Below are 17,222 nucleotides of genomic sequence, written 5' to 3' on the forward strand. Positions count from 1 at the left end.
AATGGCTTTAGAATCAGTAGATATACAAAGTAAACTTCAAGAAACTTTTGGAGACCACGTAAAGTATTTTAGAACAGAATACGATATGTTTGTTTTGGAAGCCGATGTAGATGTTGTATACAACGTAATAAAATTCTTAAAAGAAGAACCTTCTTTAAACTTTAGTTTTCTAACCGATCTTTGCGGTGTGCATTATCCAGATAGCGATGTAAACGAGCAATTTTGCGTAGTGTATCATTTACATAATTGGTACGAAAACAAAAGAATACGAGTAAAAACATTTTTAAACGGAACTAATCCAGAAGTTAAATCAATCGTTTCTTTATTTAATTGTGCTAATTGGATGGAGCGTGAAACATACGATTTCTATGGAATTATTTTTAACGGACACCCAAACTTAGTACGAATTTTAAATATGGATGAAATGACCTCTTTTCCAATGAGAAAAGAATTTCCAATGGAAGATTCAGGAAGAACAGACAAAGACGACCGTTTCTTTGGTAGAACCATTAATAATGCAATAATTTAAGATGGGAAAAGTAACATTACCTGCAGATCATAGATATTATAAATACATTGAGGAACGTCACAACGAAGACGGAAGCGAATTAGCTATCTTAAACTTAGGACCTACTCACCCTGCCACTCACGGTATTTTTCAGAACATCTTATTGATGGATGGGGAACGAATTTTAGACGCAGAACCAACAATAGGATATATTCATAGAGCATTTGAAAAAATTGCGGAAAATCGTCCGTTTTATCAAATTACACCACTTACAGACCGAATGAATTATTGTTCCTCACCAATAAACAATATGGCTTGGTGGATGACTTTAGAAAAATTATTAGATATCAAAGTTCCAAAACGTGCACAATATTTACGTGTCATAGTAATGGAATTAGCGCGTATAACAGACCACTTAATTTGTAACTCCATTTTAGGTGTAGATACAGGTGCATATACCGGATTTCTTTATGTATTTCAATTCCGCGAAAAGGTTTATGAAATTTACGAAGAAATTTGTGGTGCTCGTTTAACCACAAATATGGGAAGAATTGGTGGATTTGAAAGAGATTGGTCGCCAAGAGCTTTTGAATTACTAGATACCTTTTTAAAAGATTTCCCAGTAGCTTGGAAAGAATTTGAAGATTTATTTACAAGAAATAGAATTTTTATTGACAGAACAGTCAATGTAGGTGCAATAACTCCGGAAATGGCAATGGATTACGGATTTACAGGTCCGAATTTAAGAGCCGCTGGTGTAGATTACGATGTTCGTGTAGCACAACCATATTCTTCTTATGAAGATTTCGAATTTAATGTTCCAGTTGGAAAATCAGGTGATACCTACGATAGATTCTGCGTAAGAAACGCGGAAGTTTGGGAAAGTTTAAGCATTATTCGTCAAGCATTAGATAAAATGCCAGAAGGAAATGTATTCCATGCTGATGTTCCAGATTATTACCTTCCTCCAAAAGAGGACGTATACCATAATATGGAAGCCTTAATTTATCACTTTAAAATTGTAATGGGAGAAGTTCCTGTTCCTGTTGCCGAAGTGTACCAACCTGTTGAAGGCGGTAATGGTGAATTAGGTTTTTATTTAATTACAGACGGAAGTAGAACACCATACAGATTACATTTTAGAAGACCGAGTTTCATCTATTATCAAGCATACCCAGAAATGATTAAAGGAGCCATGTTGTCAGATGCCATTGTAATTTTGTCAAGTTTAAATGTAATTGCTGGCGAATTAGACGCTTAATTAAATTATAAATGATGAATTTTAAATTATAAATCAGTACAAACATTTAAAATTTCTAATTCAAAATTTAAAATAAAAAAAATGGAAATATCAAATATCAAACAAGAGATACACATAACTGAAGCGTTAATGACTCGTATTAACGAACTAATCAGTCATTATCCAGCAGATAAAAAGAAATCGGCATTACTACCCGTTTTACATGAAGTACAAGATGCTCATGACAATTGGTTAAGTGTAGAATTACAACAAAAAGTAGCAGAAATTTTGGAAATCCTTCCAATTGAGGTGTACGAAGTAGTAACTTTCTATACGATGTTTAACACAAAACCTGTAGCAAAATACATGTTCGAATTTTGTAGAACTTCATGTTGTGCTACACGTGGTGTTGAAGATTTAATGGATTACGCTTGTTCTAAATTAGGCGTAAAAGAAGGAGAAATTACTCCAGATGGACTATTTCAGGTAGTTGGGGTAGAATGTTTAGGTGCTTGTGGATACGCACCCATGTTGCAATTAGGCGATTTTTATCACGAAAAACTATCCAAGGAATCCTTCGATACATTAATTGAAGATTGCAAAGCAGAAAAAATAACTTTACACGATAAATAATATCATGGGAAGAAAAATATTATTAGACAAAATAAATATTCCAGGCATAAAAACCTATGAGGTATACCGCGAAAATGGCGGATACAAATCAGTGGAAAAAGCATTGACCATGCAGCCAGACGATATTACTGAAGAAGTAAAAGCTTCAGGACTTCGTGGTCGAGGTGGTGCTGGTTTCCCAGTAGGAATGAAATGGAGTTTTATCGATAAAAAATCAGGAAAACCACGTCATTTAGTTTGCAATGCAGACGAATCGGAACCGGGTACATTCAAAGACCGTTTCTTAATGGAATACATTCCTCACCTTCTAATTGAAGGAATGATTACTTCAAGTTTTGCACTTGGCGCTAATCTTTCTTACATCTACATTAGAGGAGAATACATGTGGATTTACAAAATTTTAGAAAAAGCAATCAAAGAAGCTTATGCTGCTGGTTGGTTAGGTAAAAACATAAAAGGCTCTGGTTTCGATTTAGATTTGTACGTGCACGTTGGTGCAGGTGCTTATATCTGTGGAGAAGAAACGGCTTTAATCGAATCTTTAGAAGGTAAAAGAGGAAATCCTCGTATCAAACCACCATTCCCTGCCATTTCAGGTTTATGGGCGAACCCAACCGTGGTAAATAATGTAGAATCTATTGCTGCTGTGCCTTGGATTGTAATGAATGGCGGTGCAGAATATGCTAAAATTGGTTTAGAGCGTTCAACTGGGACCAAATTAATTTCTGCTTCGGGACATATTAAAAATCCTGGTGTGTACGAAATTGAAATGGGTATTACAGTAGAAGAATTTATGAATTCAGACGAATACTGTGGTGGTATGATTGACGACAGACCTTTAAAGGCTTTAGTGCCTGGAGGTTCTTCTGTGCCCATTTTACCCGCACATTTAATTTACAAAACTGCCGCCGGAACAGACCGATTAATGACCTACGAATCCTTATCAGATGGAGGTTTCGCAACAGGTTCAATGTTAGGTTCTGGAGGTTTTATCGTATACAATGACACAACTTGTATAGTTAGAAATACATGGAATTTCTCACGTTTCTATCACCATGAAAGTTGCGGACAATGTACGCCATGTCGTGAAGGGACAGGTTGGTTAGAAAAAATATTATGGAGAATTGAGAATGGTCAAGGTCGCGATGAAGATATTGACTTACTTTGGAATATTCAATCAAAAATTGAAGGAAACACCATTTGCCCATTAGGCGATGCTGCTTCTTGGCCAGTAGCTGCTGCTATTCGTCATTTCAGAGAAGAATTTGAATATCACGTAAGATTCCCAGAAAAAATTAAAGATAGAAACCATTATGAGAACGAACCTTTTGAAAAAGTTCGCCATTTAATTGGAAAACAAACTGTTTAATAAAAAATTAAAAAATGATTCTATTAAGAATCAAACATTTATAACATGAAAGTAACCATAGACGGACAAAGCGTTGAAGTAGAACCAGGAACAACTATCCTGCAAGCTGCACGTATGATTGGTGGCGATTTAGTGCCGCCAGCCATGTGTTATTATTCTAAATTAAAAGGAAGCGGTGGAAAATGTCGTTGCTGTTTAGTCGAAGTGGCTAAAGGTAGTGAAGCGGATCCAAGACCTATGCCAAAATTAATGGCATCATGTGTTACAGGATGTATGGATGGTATGGAAGTGAATAGTAAAAATTCAGATAGAGTAACAGAAGCAAGAAAATCTGTAACTGAATTTTTATTAATTAATCACCCTTTGGATTGCCCTGTTTGTGACCAAGCCGGAGAATGTGAATTACAAAATTTAAGTTTCGAACACGGAAAATCAGAAACGCGTTTCATAGAAGAAAAAAGAACTTTTGAACCAGAAAACATTGGAGATAAAATTCAATTACACATGAACCGTTGTATTTTATGCCAACGATGCACCACATTAGCTGACCAATTAACAGATAATAGAGTTCATGGTGTTTTAAATCGTGGAGATCATGCACAAATTTCAACTTGTGTTTCTGCTGCGATTGATAATGAATTTTCTGGAAACATGATTGATGTTTGTCCTGTTGGCGCTTTAACAGATAAAACGTTCCGTTTTAAAAGTAGAGTTTGGTTTAACAAGCCTTTCAATGCACACAGAGAGTGTACCACTTGTTGTGGAAAAACTACGGTTTGGATGTTCGGAAACGAAATTCAAAGGGTTACAGGTAGAAAAGACCAATATGGTGAAGTAGAAGAATTTATTTGTAATACCTGTCGTTTTGATAAAAAAGAAGTATCAGATTGGACAATTGAAGGTCCGAAAAAATTTGCAAAAGATTCTGTTATCAACCAAAACAATTATACACGTACTTTGGAAAAAGTGATTATTGAAACTGAAGATTTTATTTTAAAAGGTAGAAAACAAGACCAAGTAAGGATTAGTATGTCAGGTGTTCCATTAAAAAATACTCAATTATAATGGATAGTGCATTTATCATAGAAAAAAGTGTCATCATATTTGTTGTTTTTGCATTAACTATGCTAATGGCCATGTATTCCACTTGGGCAGAACGTAAAGTTGCCGCTTTTTTACAAGACCGTGTAGGACCAAACCGTGCAGGTTGGGGTGGTTTATTGCAGCCACTTGCCGATGGAGCCAAATTATTTACCAAAGAAGAATTTTTCCCAAATACACCAAATAGATTTTTATTTATTTTAGGTCCAGCTATTGCTATGAGTACGGCATTAATTACAAGTGCTGTAATTCCTTGGGGTGATAAAATCCACGTTTTCGGAAGAGATGTTTTGCTTCAAGCTACAGATATTGATGTATCCATTTTGTATGTTTTTGGTGTATTATCAATTGGAGTATACGGAATTATGATTGGTGCTTGGGCATCAAACAACAAATACTCATTAATGTCTGCCGTACGTGCCTCTTCGCAAATGATTTCTTATGAAGTGGCGATGGGATTAGCCATGATTTCCATTTTAATGATGTCGGGTTCTTTATCATTAAAAGATATTACCGTTATGCAAGCCAATGAAGGATGGAACATCTTCTATCAACCATTAGCTTTCTTAATTTTCTTAATCTGTTCCTTTGCGGAAACCAATAGAACACCTTTCGATTTAGCAGAATGTGAGTCAGAATTAATTGGAGGTTATCATACGGAATATTCATCCATGAAAATGGGTTTCTATTTATTTGCTGAATATGCAAATATGTTTATTTCTTCAACAATTTTATCTGTTGTCTTCTTAGGAGGTTACCACTTTCCAGGAATGGCTTGGGTAAATGAAAACTGGGGCATAAATATTGGTGCCTTATTAGGATTTTTAACCTTATTTGCAAAAATATGTTTCTTCATCTTTTTCTACATGTGGGTAAGATGGACTATTCCACGTTTCCGTTACGATCAATTGATGCATTTGGGTTGGAAAATATTAATACCATTAGCGGTTATTAATATTATTATTACAGGAATTGTAATGGTTTTATTTAATTAGTAAGAAAATGTCAGTACAACAAATATCATTATCAGGAAGAAAAATGGAAGTTTCCAATAAGGAAATGACATTCTTAGAACGAATTTACGTTTGGACTATTCTGAAAGGATTATGGACTACTCTTAAACATTTGTTTAGAAGAAAAGTAACCATAAAATATCCTGAAGAAGTTCGCGAAATGAGTCCAGTTGCTCGTTTACAACATATGCTAATGCGCGACGACCAAGGCAGAGAAAGATGTACCGCTTGCGGATTATGTGCCTTATCCTGTCCTGCTGAAGCCATTACTATGAAAGCTGCAGAAAGAAATGCAGATGAAAAACATTTGTATAGAGAAGAAAAATACGCGGAAATTTATGAAATAAATATGTTGCGTTGTATTTTCTGTGGTTTATGTGAAGAAGCATGTCCTAAAGAAGCCATTTACTTAACAAAATCTAAAAAAATTGTAAATTCTGGCTACGAAAGAGAAGATTTTATCTACGGAAAAGATAAACTGGTGATGCCTTTAGATATGGCAATTAAAAACACGCAAACTAATACCGTAAATTAATTATGATAGAAATAGTTTTTTATATATTATCAGCCATAACATTAGGAACTGCCTTTTTAACTGTTTTCAGCAAAAATGCCATTCATAGTGCTATTTATTTAGTAATATGCTTTTTTTCATTAGCAGGACATTACTTACTTTTTAATGCGCAATTTTTGGCTATCGTACATATTATTGTATATGCAGGTGCTATTATGGTATTATTGTTATTTACTTTAATGCTCATGAATTTAGATAAAGAAGACGAGTCATCAAAACCACTATATGCAAAACTTGCAGCCGTTTTTTCAGCTGGAATTTTAGGATTGGTTTTAATTGCAGCCCTTCGTAAAGCACAACCAGAAAATATAGAATATGTAAATACAGGTATAGATTATCAATCTATTAAAGTTTTAGGTAATGTATTATTAAACGAATACCAAGTGCCTTTTGAATTTGCATCTGTTTTATTGCTTGTATCTATGATTGGTGCCGTTTTAATTTCTAAAAAAGAAGAAAAAATTTAATTATGAACATATTAGAACACGTTGGTATTGGAAACTACATTACACTTTCAGCTTTGCTGTTTTGTATTGGTGCGTTTGGACTTCTATACAGAAGAAATGCCATAATCATGTTTATGTCAATTGAAATTATGTTAAATGCTGTCAACTTACTTTTAGTTGCTTTTTCTTCGTATCATGAAGATCCATCAGGGCAAGTTTTTGTATTTTTTACTATGGCAGTAGCTGCAGCTGAAGTTGCTGTTGGATTGGCAATTCTTGTTTCGGTATTTAGAAATATTGGAAATATTGACATCGATAATTTAAAAAATCTAAAAGGATAATTCTAAATGAATACTACTATATTACTCTTATTATTTGCGCCGTTAGTTGGTTTTTTAATCAATACATTTTTCGGTAATTCATTAGGAAAAACAATTTCTGGTGTACTAGGAACAACTGCAATTGTTGTGTCTCTTTTATGCGCGATTTGTTTATTCTCTCAAATTAATGCTAATGGGAAATCATTTACTTTTCATTTGGCAGATTGGTTTTCAATTGGAAACTTTAAAATAAATTTTTCTTTCTTATTCGATCAATTATCTGTGTTATGGTTGTTGTTTGTAACAGGAATTGGAGCATTAATTCATCTGTATTCTATCAGCTACATGCATGAAGATGACAATATGCACAAATTTTTCTCTTATTTAAATTTGTTTGTATTCTTCATGATTGCTTTAGTAGCTGGAAGTAACTTACTAATCATGTTTATTGGTTGGGAAGGCGTAGGTTTATGTTCGTACTTACTAATCGGATTTTGGTATAAAAACCAAGATTATAATGATGCAGCGAAAAAAGCATTTATTATGAACCGTATTGGAGATTTAGGTTTCTTAATTGGAATTTTCATTTTAGGATATATTTTTAACAGTTTAGAATTTTCAGAAATAGCAAAAGGAATAAATTCAGAAGTATTCTTAAAGACTATTGATTTACCTTTATTAAGTTTAGCTGCTTTATGTTTATTTATTGGAGCTTGTGGAAAATCAGCACAATTACCTTTAGCGACTTGGTTGCCAGACGCAATGGCCGGACCAACACCAGTTTCTGCATTAATTCACGCAGCAACGATGGTAACGGCAGGTATTTTTATGATTACTAGAATGAATTTCTTATTTGATTTAACACCAGAAATTCAAAATATAATTGCTATTGTTGGTGCTATCACCGCAATTGTTGCTGCATCAATTGGTTTGGTACAAAACGATATTAAAAAAGTATTAGCTTATTCTACCGTTTCGCAATTAGGTTTAATGTTTTTAGCATTAGGTTTAGGCGCTTATGAAGTAGCCGTTTTTCACGTAATTACGCACGCATTCTTTAAAGCTTGTTTGTTCTTAGGTTCAGGTTCTGTAATTCACGCGTTACACGGAGAACAAGACATGAGAAATATGGGTGGTTTAAGAAAAGTGATGCCTATTACTTTTTGGACCATGATGATTTCTACTTTAGCAATTTCAGGTATATTTCCTTTCTCTGGTTTCTGGTCTAAAGACGAAATTTTAATGACGGCTTTTCATACAAATATTCCTTTATGGGTTATTGGTTCGATTGCCTCTATTATGACAGCTTTCTATATGTTCCGTTTGATGTACTTAACTTTCTTTAATGACTTTAGAGGCACTGAAGAACAAAAACATCATTTACACGAAAGTCCAGCTTTAATAACTATTCCATTAGTGATTTTAGCAACACTGGCAGCCATTGGTGGAGCTATTAGTTTACCAGGTAACAGTTGGTTAAATCATTATTTAGCACCATTATTTGCACACAAATCACACGAAGCACATACTTTAGGAACTACCGAATATACATTAATGGCGGTGGCAACACTTGGCGCCTTATTAGGAATTGCAATTGCCTATTCTAAATATTTAAAGAAAAAAGAAATTCCAGTCGCTGATGAAGAAGTTCAAGGTTTACATAAAGTTTTATCAAATAAATATTATTTAGACGAAATTTATATGGCCTCGATTGTAAAACCAATCTACGTGATTTCAAATTTTGCGAAAAATTATGTAGAGAAATTTATTTCAACAGCAGTTATTGGTATAGGTGGTGCTACTTATGCATTATCAATAAAAGGGAAGAAAATTCAAAATGGTAATATTGGAGTGTATTTATTTGCATTCATATTCGGAATGGTTGGGTTTTTAGTTTATGTATTTATAATTCGAGATGTAAAATAATGGATAGTAGTATCGTTTTAATTGTATTGTTAGTTGGCGCATTAGCCACCTATTTTTCAGGAAACAAGTTTGCCCCTAAAATAGCTTTAATTTCAAGTGTAGCTGCTTTTGGTGTTACATTATTAAATTTAAATGCATACCAAGCTGGTGAAAATTTAGATGTAAATATGCCATGGATTTCACAACTAAACATAAACTTCTCCTTACACGTTGATGGTTTATCTTTGGCAATGTTATTATTAACCACTGGTTTGTTACCCTTAATTATTTTATCTGGATTTATCACAAAATTTGAAAATTCAAGATCAATTTATGCTTTAATGCTATTTATGGGATTTGCAATGGCAGGAACATTTTTAGCATCTGATGGAATTTTATATTACATCTTTTGGGAAATTGCATTAATTCCTATATATTTTATCGCCTTAAATTGGGGTAACGGTGATTTAGAAGAACGTAAAAAAGCCATTTTAAAATTCTTTATATATACGTTTGCAGGTTCTTTATTTATGCTTTTAGCATTCATCTACTTGTATACAAAAGGGGGTAGTTTTGACATCAATAAACTATATGCGTTGCAACTAACAACATCTGAAAAAACATATATTTTCGTTGCTTTCTTTTTAGCGTATGCTATTAAAATTCCAATTGTTCCTTTCCATACTTGGCAAGCAAATACGTATAGCAAAGCGCCAGCAGTTGGTACGATGTTATTGTCTGGAATTATGTTGAAAATGGGATTATACAGCGTGCTAAGATGGCAATTGCCCTTAACAGATGAAGTAGCAAAAGCACATGTCCCTTATATTGTTACCTTATCAATTATTGGAATTATTTATGGGGCAATTGTAACATTGAAGCAAAAAGATATCAAGAAATTTTTAGCGTATTCCTCTTTATCACACGTAGGTTTGATTGCTGCGGGATTATATTCACTAACTTTTGAAGGATTCCAAGGTGCGGTTTTACAAATGCTTTCTCACGGAATTGTAATTGTTGGATTATTTTATGTAGTAGAATTAATTTATAGTCGATACAACACCTACGAAATTAAAGAAATGGGCGGAATCAGAATTCAAGATACGTATTTTGCATCATTATTTATGATTATTATGTTAGCCTCTGTTGCGTTACCAACTACTTTTAATTTTATTGGCGAATTTAATTTACTTTACAGTTTATTTAAAGTAAATATATGGTACGCAGTAGTTGCAGGTACAACAATTATTTTAGGCGCATTTTATATGTTACGAATGTTTCAAAAAGTTATGTTAGGATCAGAAACAAAATCATTTCAAAGAATAACAAAACAAGAAAGCATTGTATTAGTAATTATAGTAGGTTTAACGATTTTCTTTGGATTATTTCCGCAACCAATTATCGATTTAATTACGCCAAGTTTACAATCAATTTTAACTCAAATTAAATAATAATCATCATAAAATGACTACATTAATTGCTATAATAGGAATCGGAATATTTTGTTTATTAGCAGAAATAATGAATCTAAAAAAGATTATTATTCCTGTATCAATAATCGCTTTAATGGCCTTATTTGGTGTAAACTTAATTGAAGAATTACCTGAAATTTCGGGTTACGAATCTATGATAATTTCAGATCCTTATTCATCTGTATTTTCAAGTTTATTTATATTATTAACGGCTTTGCTTATATTAATGAGTGCGCCGAGTTACACAAAAAGTTCTAAATTATCAGATTTTATATCAATAAAAATATTCATGCTTTCTGGTGCCGTAGCTATGGTAAGTTTTAGCAATTTAGCTATGTTTTTCTTAGGAATTGAAGTGTTATCAATTGGATTATATGTATTAGCAGGAAGTGATAGATTAAATATAAAAAGTAATGAAGCTGGTATGAAATACTTTTTAATGGGTTCTTTTGCTTCTGGTATTTTATTATTTGGAATTACGATGTTATACGGTGCAACAGGTACTTTTGATATCGGAACCTTATACGAAGCATCCATCTCTGCAAGTACTGAATTTTGGTTTTACATCGGTGTGATTTTAATTACAATTGGAATGCTGTTTAAAGTAGCCGCTACACCAATGCATTTCTGGGCTCCAGATGTGTATGAGGGTTCTCCAACTCAAGTAACGGCAATAATGAGTACGTTAGCTAAAGTTGCTGCTATGGCTTCATTCTTTAAATTAATTACGATATTAAACAGTCAAATGCTTTACAGTTATACACAAGTAATAGTTGTAGTTGTAATTGCAACTATGTTATTTGGTAATGTTATGGCACTACGTCAGAAAAAAATAAAAAGAGTTATTGCATATTCAGGAGTTTCTCATACCGGATTTATGCTTTTAACTTTATTAAACATAAATGCCGCAGAAAACAATTTATTATTTTACGCCGCTTCCTATGCAATAGCTGGATTAGCAGCGTTTTCAGTAATTTTATTTGTTACTAAAAATGAAGACAATGATTTCATAGACAACTTTAATGGATTGGCTAAAAAACATCCACTAATGGCTTTTATTATGACGATAGCTTTATTGTCAATGGCTGGTATACCAATTTTGGCAGGGTTTTTTGCAAAGTTTTTCTTGCTAAATCAAATAATTTCTAGTGGCTTTATTGGATTGGCAATTGTTGCGATTATTAATTCAATGATAGCGGTATATTATTATTTTAAAGTAGTAATTGCTATGTATACAAAAGAACCTACATATGCTAAAGAATACGCCAACCATTCAGAATATTATATAGTTGGAATAGTAGCTACCGTATTATTAATACTGATAGGAATATTCCCAGATTCGATACTTAATTTAATATAAGAAATAAAAGTGTCCAAATTTACATTTGGACTTTTTTTTACAATTCAATCAAAACAGAAACAGCATTTCCGCCAAAACCAACGGCATTTACCAATACGCTTCTTAATTTCTTTGTAGTGATTTGATTTTTATAAAAAGGCGTTTCAATGAAATATTGATTTTGAAGCATCAAAATGGCTAACTCTACACTTAATAAGCCAGATGTAGCAAACGTATGCCCTACTTTCCACTTATTTGAAGTTAACAACGGTAATTGGTTACCAAACACTTTTTTTATGGCTTCAAATTCCGTTTTATCACCCTGAATAGTTCCAGGTGCGTGCATTACGATAGCATCTATATCATCAACAGTATAGCTTCCAATAGCCATTTTCATCGATTTCTGAAAACATTCCGCCTCTGTTGAAATAGAAGTACTGCTAGATAAAATTTCTGTAGCAAAGCCAATTCCTGTAATTTTGGCAATTGCTTTTTCTGCGGAAAGCGATAACGATAAACAAGCCGCCGCTTCACCCAAAACCAAAGTATTTGAAGTTTTTTCGAAATCCAAACACCTATTGGCTAAAGTAGTTTCATCGTTAGAATATACTTTTAAAGCCGTCATTTGGCTTAACGTAAAAGGTGTTAAAGATGCTTCACTTGCTCCTACTAAAAACTGATTAGCCATTCCCGATTGCAACCAAGCAATACCGTTTAACAAAGCATGTAAACCTGAGGAACAGGTTATAGAATGCGAAATTTCTGGGCCATTAGTTTGTAAATCGTGCGATACCCAACTAGAAATATTGCCTAAAGTTGTAGCTGGAGAGGTAAACGTAGAAACCGATCCTTCATTAATAAAATCAGTATGGTACTTTTCAAATAATGTAGTGGCGCCTCGAGAAGAGCCAAAATTTATTCCAATATTTTTATTCGAAAAATTACTGTTCTCAACGCATTTTCTGGCAACCAAAATCGCCATTACTACCGATTTATCCAAATGTTTGTATTTAGAATCTGAATTTATAATAGTATTTAAAAAAGTAATTTCTTTATCGGAAAATTTAGAAACCCAATATTCTTTATTAGTAGCTTCTAACTTTTGAAACAACGAATTTTCATGCAAATAATTGTTCCAAATTTCGGCAGAAGTCATTCCTAATGCAGAAATGGAAGCAATTGAATGTATATAAACGGATTGTTTTAACATGAAATATCGTTTAAAGCTTGTTCGATAGTTGTATAAATTTGTTGTAAACTTTCTTCAGAAATTATGTAAGAAGGTAAGATATAAATCACATTGCCAACTGGTCGTAAAATAATACCTTTTTCAATAAAATAATTATAAAATTGATTGCGTAAATTGCTATAATACGACTGTTTTTCGGAAACCTGAATTTCTAAAGCAAAAATGACCCCTAAAACACGAGTAGATTTTACTTTAGGATGCTTAGAAATATGCTCTTCAAATTGAAGATGTAACGTATTTATTTTATTGATATTTTTAAAAGTATCTGGTTGTTCTACTAAAGAAATACTCGCTAAAGCCGCTGCGCAACCTGTTGGATTTGCGGTAAATGTATGTCCGTGAAACAAAGCGTGGTTCATATTATCGCTAACAAAACCATCAAAAATTTCTTGTGAAAAAGTCGTAATCGCCATTGGGATGGTGCCACCCGTAAGGGCTTTACTCAAACACATCATATCAGGTTGGTTGATCAAATAATCACAAGCGAATAGTTTTCCTGTTTTTCCAAAACCTGTCATTACTTCATCAGCAATAGCAAAAACATTATTTTTCTTACAAACTGAAAGCAAGTTGTCTAATTCAGCAGCATCGTACATTACCATTCCAGCAGCACCTAGAACCAAAGGTTCGAAAATAAAAGCAGCGACTTCATTTTCAGCAATTGCCTTTTCTAATGCTATTTTTGAAATTTCTTCATTGCCTTTTGTAGGAACTGGAATTCGAACTACATTAATTAAGGCCTCTTGAAACGCTTCTGTAAACAAGCCAATGCCACTTACTGCCATAGCACCGAAAGTATCCCCATGAAAGGCGTCTTCAAAAGCAATGATGGTGTTTTTTTTAATTCCTTTATTATAATGATATTGAAATGAAGCTTTAATAGCCACTTCCACAGCAGTAGAACCGTTATCAGAATAAAAAAACTTTCTTTGATTAGAAGGTAAAATTTCAACTAATTTTTCAGCTAATTCCACTACGACATTATGCGTGAAACCACCAAATAAAACGTGCTCTAACGTCGTCAGTTGTTTATAAATGGCATCGGCAATAAACGTATTACTATGCCCGAAAGGATTCACCCACCAAGACGCGATAGCATCGATATATTGTTTCCCGTTTTCGTCCCACAAAAATTCGTCTTTCCCTTTAACTATAGCGGGAAAATGCGAATTTATTTTATGTTGGGTGTAAGGATGCCAGTTGTATAAACTATCTTTTTCTGAAAGTGTCATTTTTTAAAAGAAAATAGAAAATAGTGCATAGAAAAAAGATGCTCGTAAATTCTAAAATTATAGTGCAAAGATAAAGGCAATTTATTTATTCTATTGTATTTTTTAAAAATTTTCTTGGAATAATATGGTGTAGTATTTTTTGCTTTTTTATTTAAAATCTTAATTCCATTTTCAAAAGTACATATCTTGGCATTAATCTGTGTTCAGTTTGTGAAATATTAATGTCCGAAATACTATAATTTCTAAAAGTTTCAACGTTTAAAAGATTATTTCCTGACAAGAAAAAAGTAAGCTTATTTTCTTTTACTGCATAACGCGCTTCTATATCCAAGAAATAATATTGATTATTGCTTTTATCTAAGTTACCAAAATAGTAACGCTCTGATTGCATTTGGATATTAAATGTGTTACTAAACATAAAAGACATATCTAAAAACGTCATATTATTTGTAAAATTGTTTTTTATAGTAGTTTCCACTTGATTGTATGTCCATTTTGAGCCAATATGATAATTGAAAAACCCTCTAAAACCTGAACGCATTTCAAAACCATAATCGGCATTAAGATTTTTTACTTCTCGAAGATCGGAGTTATTTACAATATTTTTAAAATTTGTTATAGTTGTTCCTAAATTGAATTTCAAATTCGATTTAATAGGTTTAAAAAAACGATCTATACTTGATGAAATAGTTAATGATTCACGGTCTTTGATTATGATTTTTCTATCTTGTGAATAGTTTTGAGTAATATTGGAATTAGTGCTAAAAAAATCATTATTCTTGGTATAGAAAATAAATGTATTAGCAAAAAACTTGTCGCCCCAACTTCCATATGTATAATTAAGTATAGCACTTGATGAGTTTAACTGATTAAACGCTTCTAAACCTTTTGAAAAAGAACGAAAACCTGTCTGCACAAATCCAGAATATACGTCTAAAACACCTGCGTTTATTGTGTTTAATGAATAGGAAGTTAAAATTTTATTTTTCTCGTTAATTTTCCAATCCAAACCAATTTTTGGAATAATGAAAAATGGATTTTGATTGGATTTTACATTAAAATTTTCTAATTGATTAATCAATTGATGCGCATCTGACTGGGTTAATAAAGTGAATTTCCCTAATTTAAAACGATATTTAGCCGATAAATATAAATCGTTTGTAGTGTAAATCAAGTTATTTTGATACCCATTTGGAGAGGACAAACTAGTTTGATTATCTAGTAATTGAAAACGAGTATTTAAATTATCTATTCGTAATTGATTACCCATTTTTAGTTCTAATAAATCGCCGTTTTTCATTTTGTCTAATAAATGGGCTTCAACGCCTGCAAATTGCATTTTATTTTCACTAAATTGTTTGGTATTATTGGCGTTTTCGGAAAATAAATCGGAGAAAATAAATTGATTAACCGAATAATTTTGGGGTGTTTTTTCGTTTATATATCTTCCAGAAAGCAAGAATACTTTTTTTTCTTTAAACTTGTTAGTATAAACAATTTTTTGGTCAATAAGTTGGTTGTTTGCATTTAATCGCTCATTTAACAAATCGTTATTGAACAATAAATCGCTTCTGTTTTTTTCATTTGTTTTGTTAAATTTCCCAGTATATTCAAAAGTTTTATTTTTTGATATATCGTAAGTTAAATCCACTTTACCAAAACCTATCAATTGTGTTTTTCTTCCTACAAAATCTTCGGTATTAGTAAACGTTGTATTGCCGACAGAAAAAGATTGAAAGCTATTTCTAAAAAAATCAACTTCATCCGTGTTTAAAAATCCAAGTGTTTTTAGTTTTACTTTATTAGATAATGTAAAAATACTATTTAAAGAAAGCATTTCGGCATTATTTAAATTCACTCTTTTTTGTTTTAAGTTTGGTGTATCAAAACCTAAACCTAATAACGTATTTGCGGTTTGATCATCGCCAATACTTGCGGGTTCATCAAAACGATAAGGTCTTATTAAGTGGTTAATATCGCCAGTAGCATCCACTCCGATATTGTTAAGATTGGTTAAAAAATAGTACTTATTTTTTTTACCAAAGTTCATTAAATTACCTCTAAGTTCATATCTGTTTTCAGAAACTAAACCATAACCTGCGTTAATATTACCAAACCATACCCGTTTTGCATCTTCTTTTAACGTTAAATTTAATGCTACTTTATTGCTGTTCTCAATACCTTTTAAATGTTTATTATTGGAATAATTTTGTAAGAGTTGCACTTGATCGATTGGCTGAACCGGCATATTTTTGGTTAAAATTTTATACCCTTTTTCAAACATATCATCGCCATCAATCATTACTTTTTCAATTTCTTGATTACCTACTTTAATGGTACCGTTTGCATCAATATTAAGCCCAGGTATTTTTTTAAGTAAATCTTCAACAGTTTGCTCGTTGCCTTGCTTATAGTAATCCGCATTAAAAAAAATACTATCGTTTTTTATTGTAAATGGTCTTTTTGATTCTATTATTATTTCTTTAATTTCTGTAACTTTTGGAGTTAAAATATAATCTAAAGTTTTATTTTCGTTGTTGTTTTCAATAGTTACATCAACGCTCTTTTGTTCAAAACCCAATGAAGATGCTGTTAATACAAACTGCCCCGTTTTTTCTGTATTCAATTTATATTTTCCAAATTCATCGGTATAGGTATAGGTAATAATCTTGCCGGTATTATCTTTTAAAATAATACTAGCAGAGCGTATTGATTCATTATTTAAATCTTTTACTTCACCTTTAATTAAAGACTGTGCGTAAGAAAAAGAGAAACTTAATAAAAGTATGTAATATTTATTTTTTAGCATTTGTTGTTTCAT

Annotated in this window: 15 protein-coding genes; 12 read left to right on the forward strand and 3 right to left on the reverse strand. The window is 32.2% G+C overall.

The genetic code is table 11. From position 1 onward, the window contains the following. The first annotated feature begins 1 nt into the window (after position 1). The 12 genes from ABWP60_RS01155 to ABWP60_RS01210 all read left to right on the forward strand — a co-directional run bounded on the left by ABWP60_RS01155 (position 2) and on the right by ABWP60_RS01210 (position 11,941). Positions 2–529 (forward strand): NADH-quinone oxidoreductase subunit C, encoded by a 528-nt coding sequence (locus tag ABWP60_RS01155; RefSeq protein ID WP_353147312.1) that lies wholly within the window; start codon positions 2–4, stop codon positions 527–529. Position 530: 1 nt separating this feature from the next. Then, a complete protein-coding gene (locus ABWP60_RS01160; RefSeq protein ID WP_353147315.1) occupies positions 531–1,769 on the forward strand; it encodes an NADH-quinone oxidoreductase subunit D in 1,239 nt (412 codons plus the stop codon). An 81-nt stretch (positions 1,770–1,850) separates the two neighbouring features. Then, complete coding sequence (locus ABWP60_RS01165; RefSeq protein WP_353147318.1) at positions 1,851–2,381, forward strand: NADH-quinone oxidoreductase subunit NuoE family protein; 531 nt, start codon at positions 1,851–1,853, stop codon at positions 2,379–2,381. A 4-nt stretch (positions 2,382–2,385) separates the two neighbouring features. Beyond that, a complete protein-coding gene (gene nuoF / locus ABWP60_RS01170; protein ID WP_353147320.1) occupies positions 2,386–3,750 on the forward strand; it encodes an NADH-quinone oxidoreductase subunit NuoF in 1,365 nt (454 codons plus the stop codon). A 45-nt stretch (positions 3,751–3,795) separates the two neighbouring features. Then, positions 3,796–4,815, forward strand: a complete 1,020-nt coding sequence (locus ABWP60_RS01175) for an NADH-quinone oxidoreductase subunit G (RefSeq protein ID WP_353147323.1) — start codon at positions 3,796–3,798, stop codon at positions 4,813–4,815. Further along, positions 4,815–5,846: an NADH-quinone oxidoreductase subunit NuoH gene (nuoH, locus tag ABWP60_RS01180; protein ID WP_353147325.1), complete on the forward strand. Its 1,032-nt coding sequence runs from the start codon at positions 4,815–4,817 to the stop codon at positions 5,844–5,846. Before ABWP60_RS01175 ends, nuoH begins: the two co-directional genes overlap by 1 nt. A gap of 7 nt (positions 5,847–5,853) precedes the next feature. Next, positions 5,854–6,399 carry a NuoI/complex I 23 kDa subunit family protein gene (locus ABWP60_RS01185; RefSeq protein ID WP_353147328.1) on the forward strand — a complete coding sequence of 182 codons (546 nt, stop codon included), beginning with the start codon at positions 5,854–5,856 and terminating at the stop codon, positions 6,397–6,399. 2 nt (positions 6,400–6,401) lie between these two features. Then, complete coding sequence (locus ABWP60_RS01190; protein ID WP_353147331.1) at positions 6,402–6,905, forward strand: NADH-quinone oxidoreductase subunit J family protein; 504 nt, start codon at positions 6,402–6,404, stop codon at positions 6,903–6,905. After that, entirely contained in the window at positions 6,905–7,225 is a 321-nt protein-coding gene (nuoK, locus tag ABWP60_RS01195; protein WP_291241457.1) for an NADH-quinone oxidoreductase subunit NuoK, read from the forward strand. The genes ABWP60_RS01190 and nuoK overlap by 1 nt, the downstream gene beginning before the upstream one ends. Before the next feature lie 6 nt (positions 7,226–7,231). Further along, positions 7,232–9,130 (forward strand): NADH-quinone oxidoreductase subunit L, encoded by a 1,899-nt coding sequence (nuoL, locus tag ABWP60_RS01200; RefSeq protein ID WP_353147334.1) that lies wholly within the window; start codon positions 7,232–7,234, stop codon positions 9,128–9,130. Next, positions 9,130–10,560 carry a complex I subunit 4 family protein gene (locus tag ABWP60_RS01205; protein WP_353147337.1) on the forward strand — a complete coding sequence of 477 codons (1,431 nt, stop codon included), beginning with the start codon at positions 9,130–9,132 and terminating at the stop codon, positions 10,558–10,560. Before nuoL ends, ABWP60_RS01205 begins: the two co-directional genes overlap by 1 nt. Before the next feature lie 13 nt (positions 10,561–10,573). Continuing rightward, positions 10,574–11,941, forward strand: coding sequence for an NADH-quinone oxidoreductase subunit N (locus ABWP60_RS01210; protein WP_353147339.1), 1,368 nt, complete (start codon positions 10,574–10,576; stop codon positions 11,939–11,941). A 37-nt stretch (positions 11,942–11,978) separates the two neighbouring features. Here the strand turns inward: ABWP60_RS01210 and ABWP60_RS01215 are convergent, their stop codons facing one another. The 3 genes from ABWP60_RS01215 to ABWP60_RS01225 form a co-directional block, all read right to left on the reverse strand. Beyond that, positions 11,979–13,130 carry a beta-ketoacyl synthase N-terminal-like domain-containing protein gene (locus ABWP60_RS01215; RefSeq protein WP_353147342.1) on the reverse strand — a complete coding sequence of 384 codons (1,152 nt, stop codon included), beginning with the start codon at positions 13,128–13,130 and terminating at the stop codon, positions 11,979–11,981. Next, positions 13,124–14,401, reverse strand: coding sequence for an adenosylmethionine--8-amino-7-oxononanoate transaminase (bioA, locus tag ABWP60_RS01220; RefSeq protein ID WP_353147344.1), 1,278 nt, complete (start codon positions 14,399–14,401; stop codon positions 13,124–13,126). Before bioA ends, ABWP60_RS01215 begins: the two co-directional genes overlap by 7 nt. A 151-nt stretch (positions 14,402–14,552) precedes the next feature. Continuing rightward, positions 14,553–17,222, reverse strand: a complete 2,670-nt coding sequence (locus tag ABWP60_RS01225; RefSeq protein WP_353147347.1) for a carboxypeptidase-like regulatory domain-containing protein — start codon at positions 17,220–17,222, stop codon at positions 14,553–14,555.

The organism is Flavobacterium sp., assembly GCF_040402895.1.
Classification (GTDB): domain Bacteria; phylum Bacteroidota; class Bacteroidia; order Flavobacteriales; family Flavobacteriaceae; genus Flavobacterium.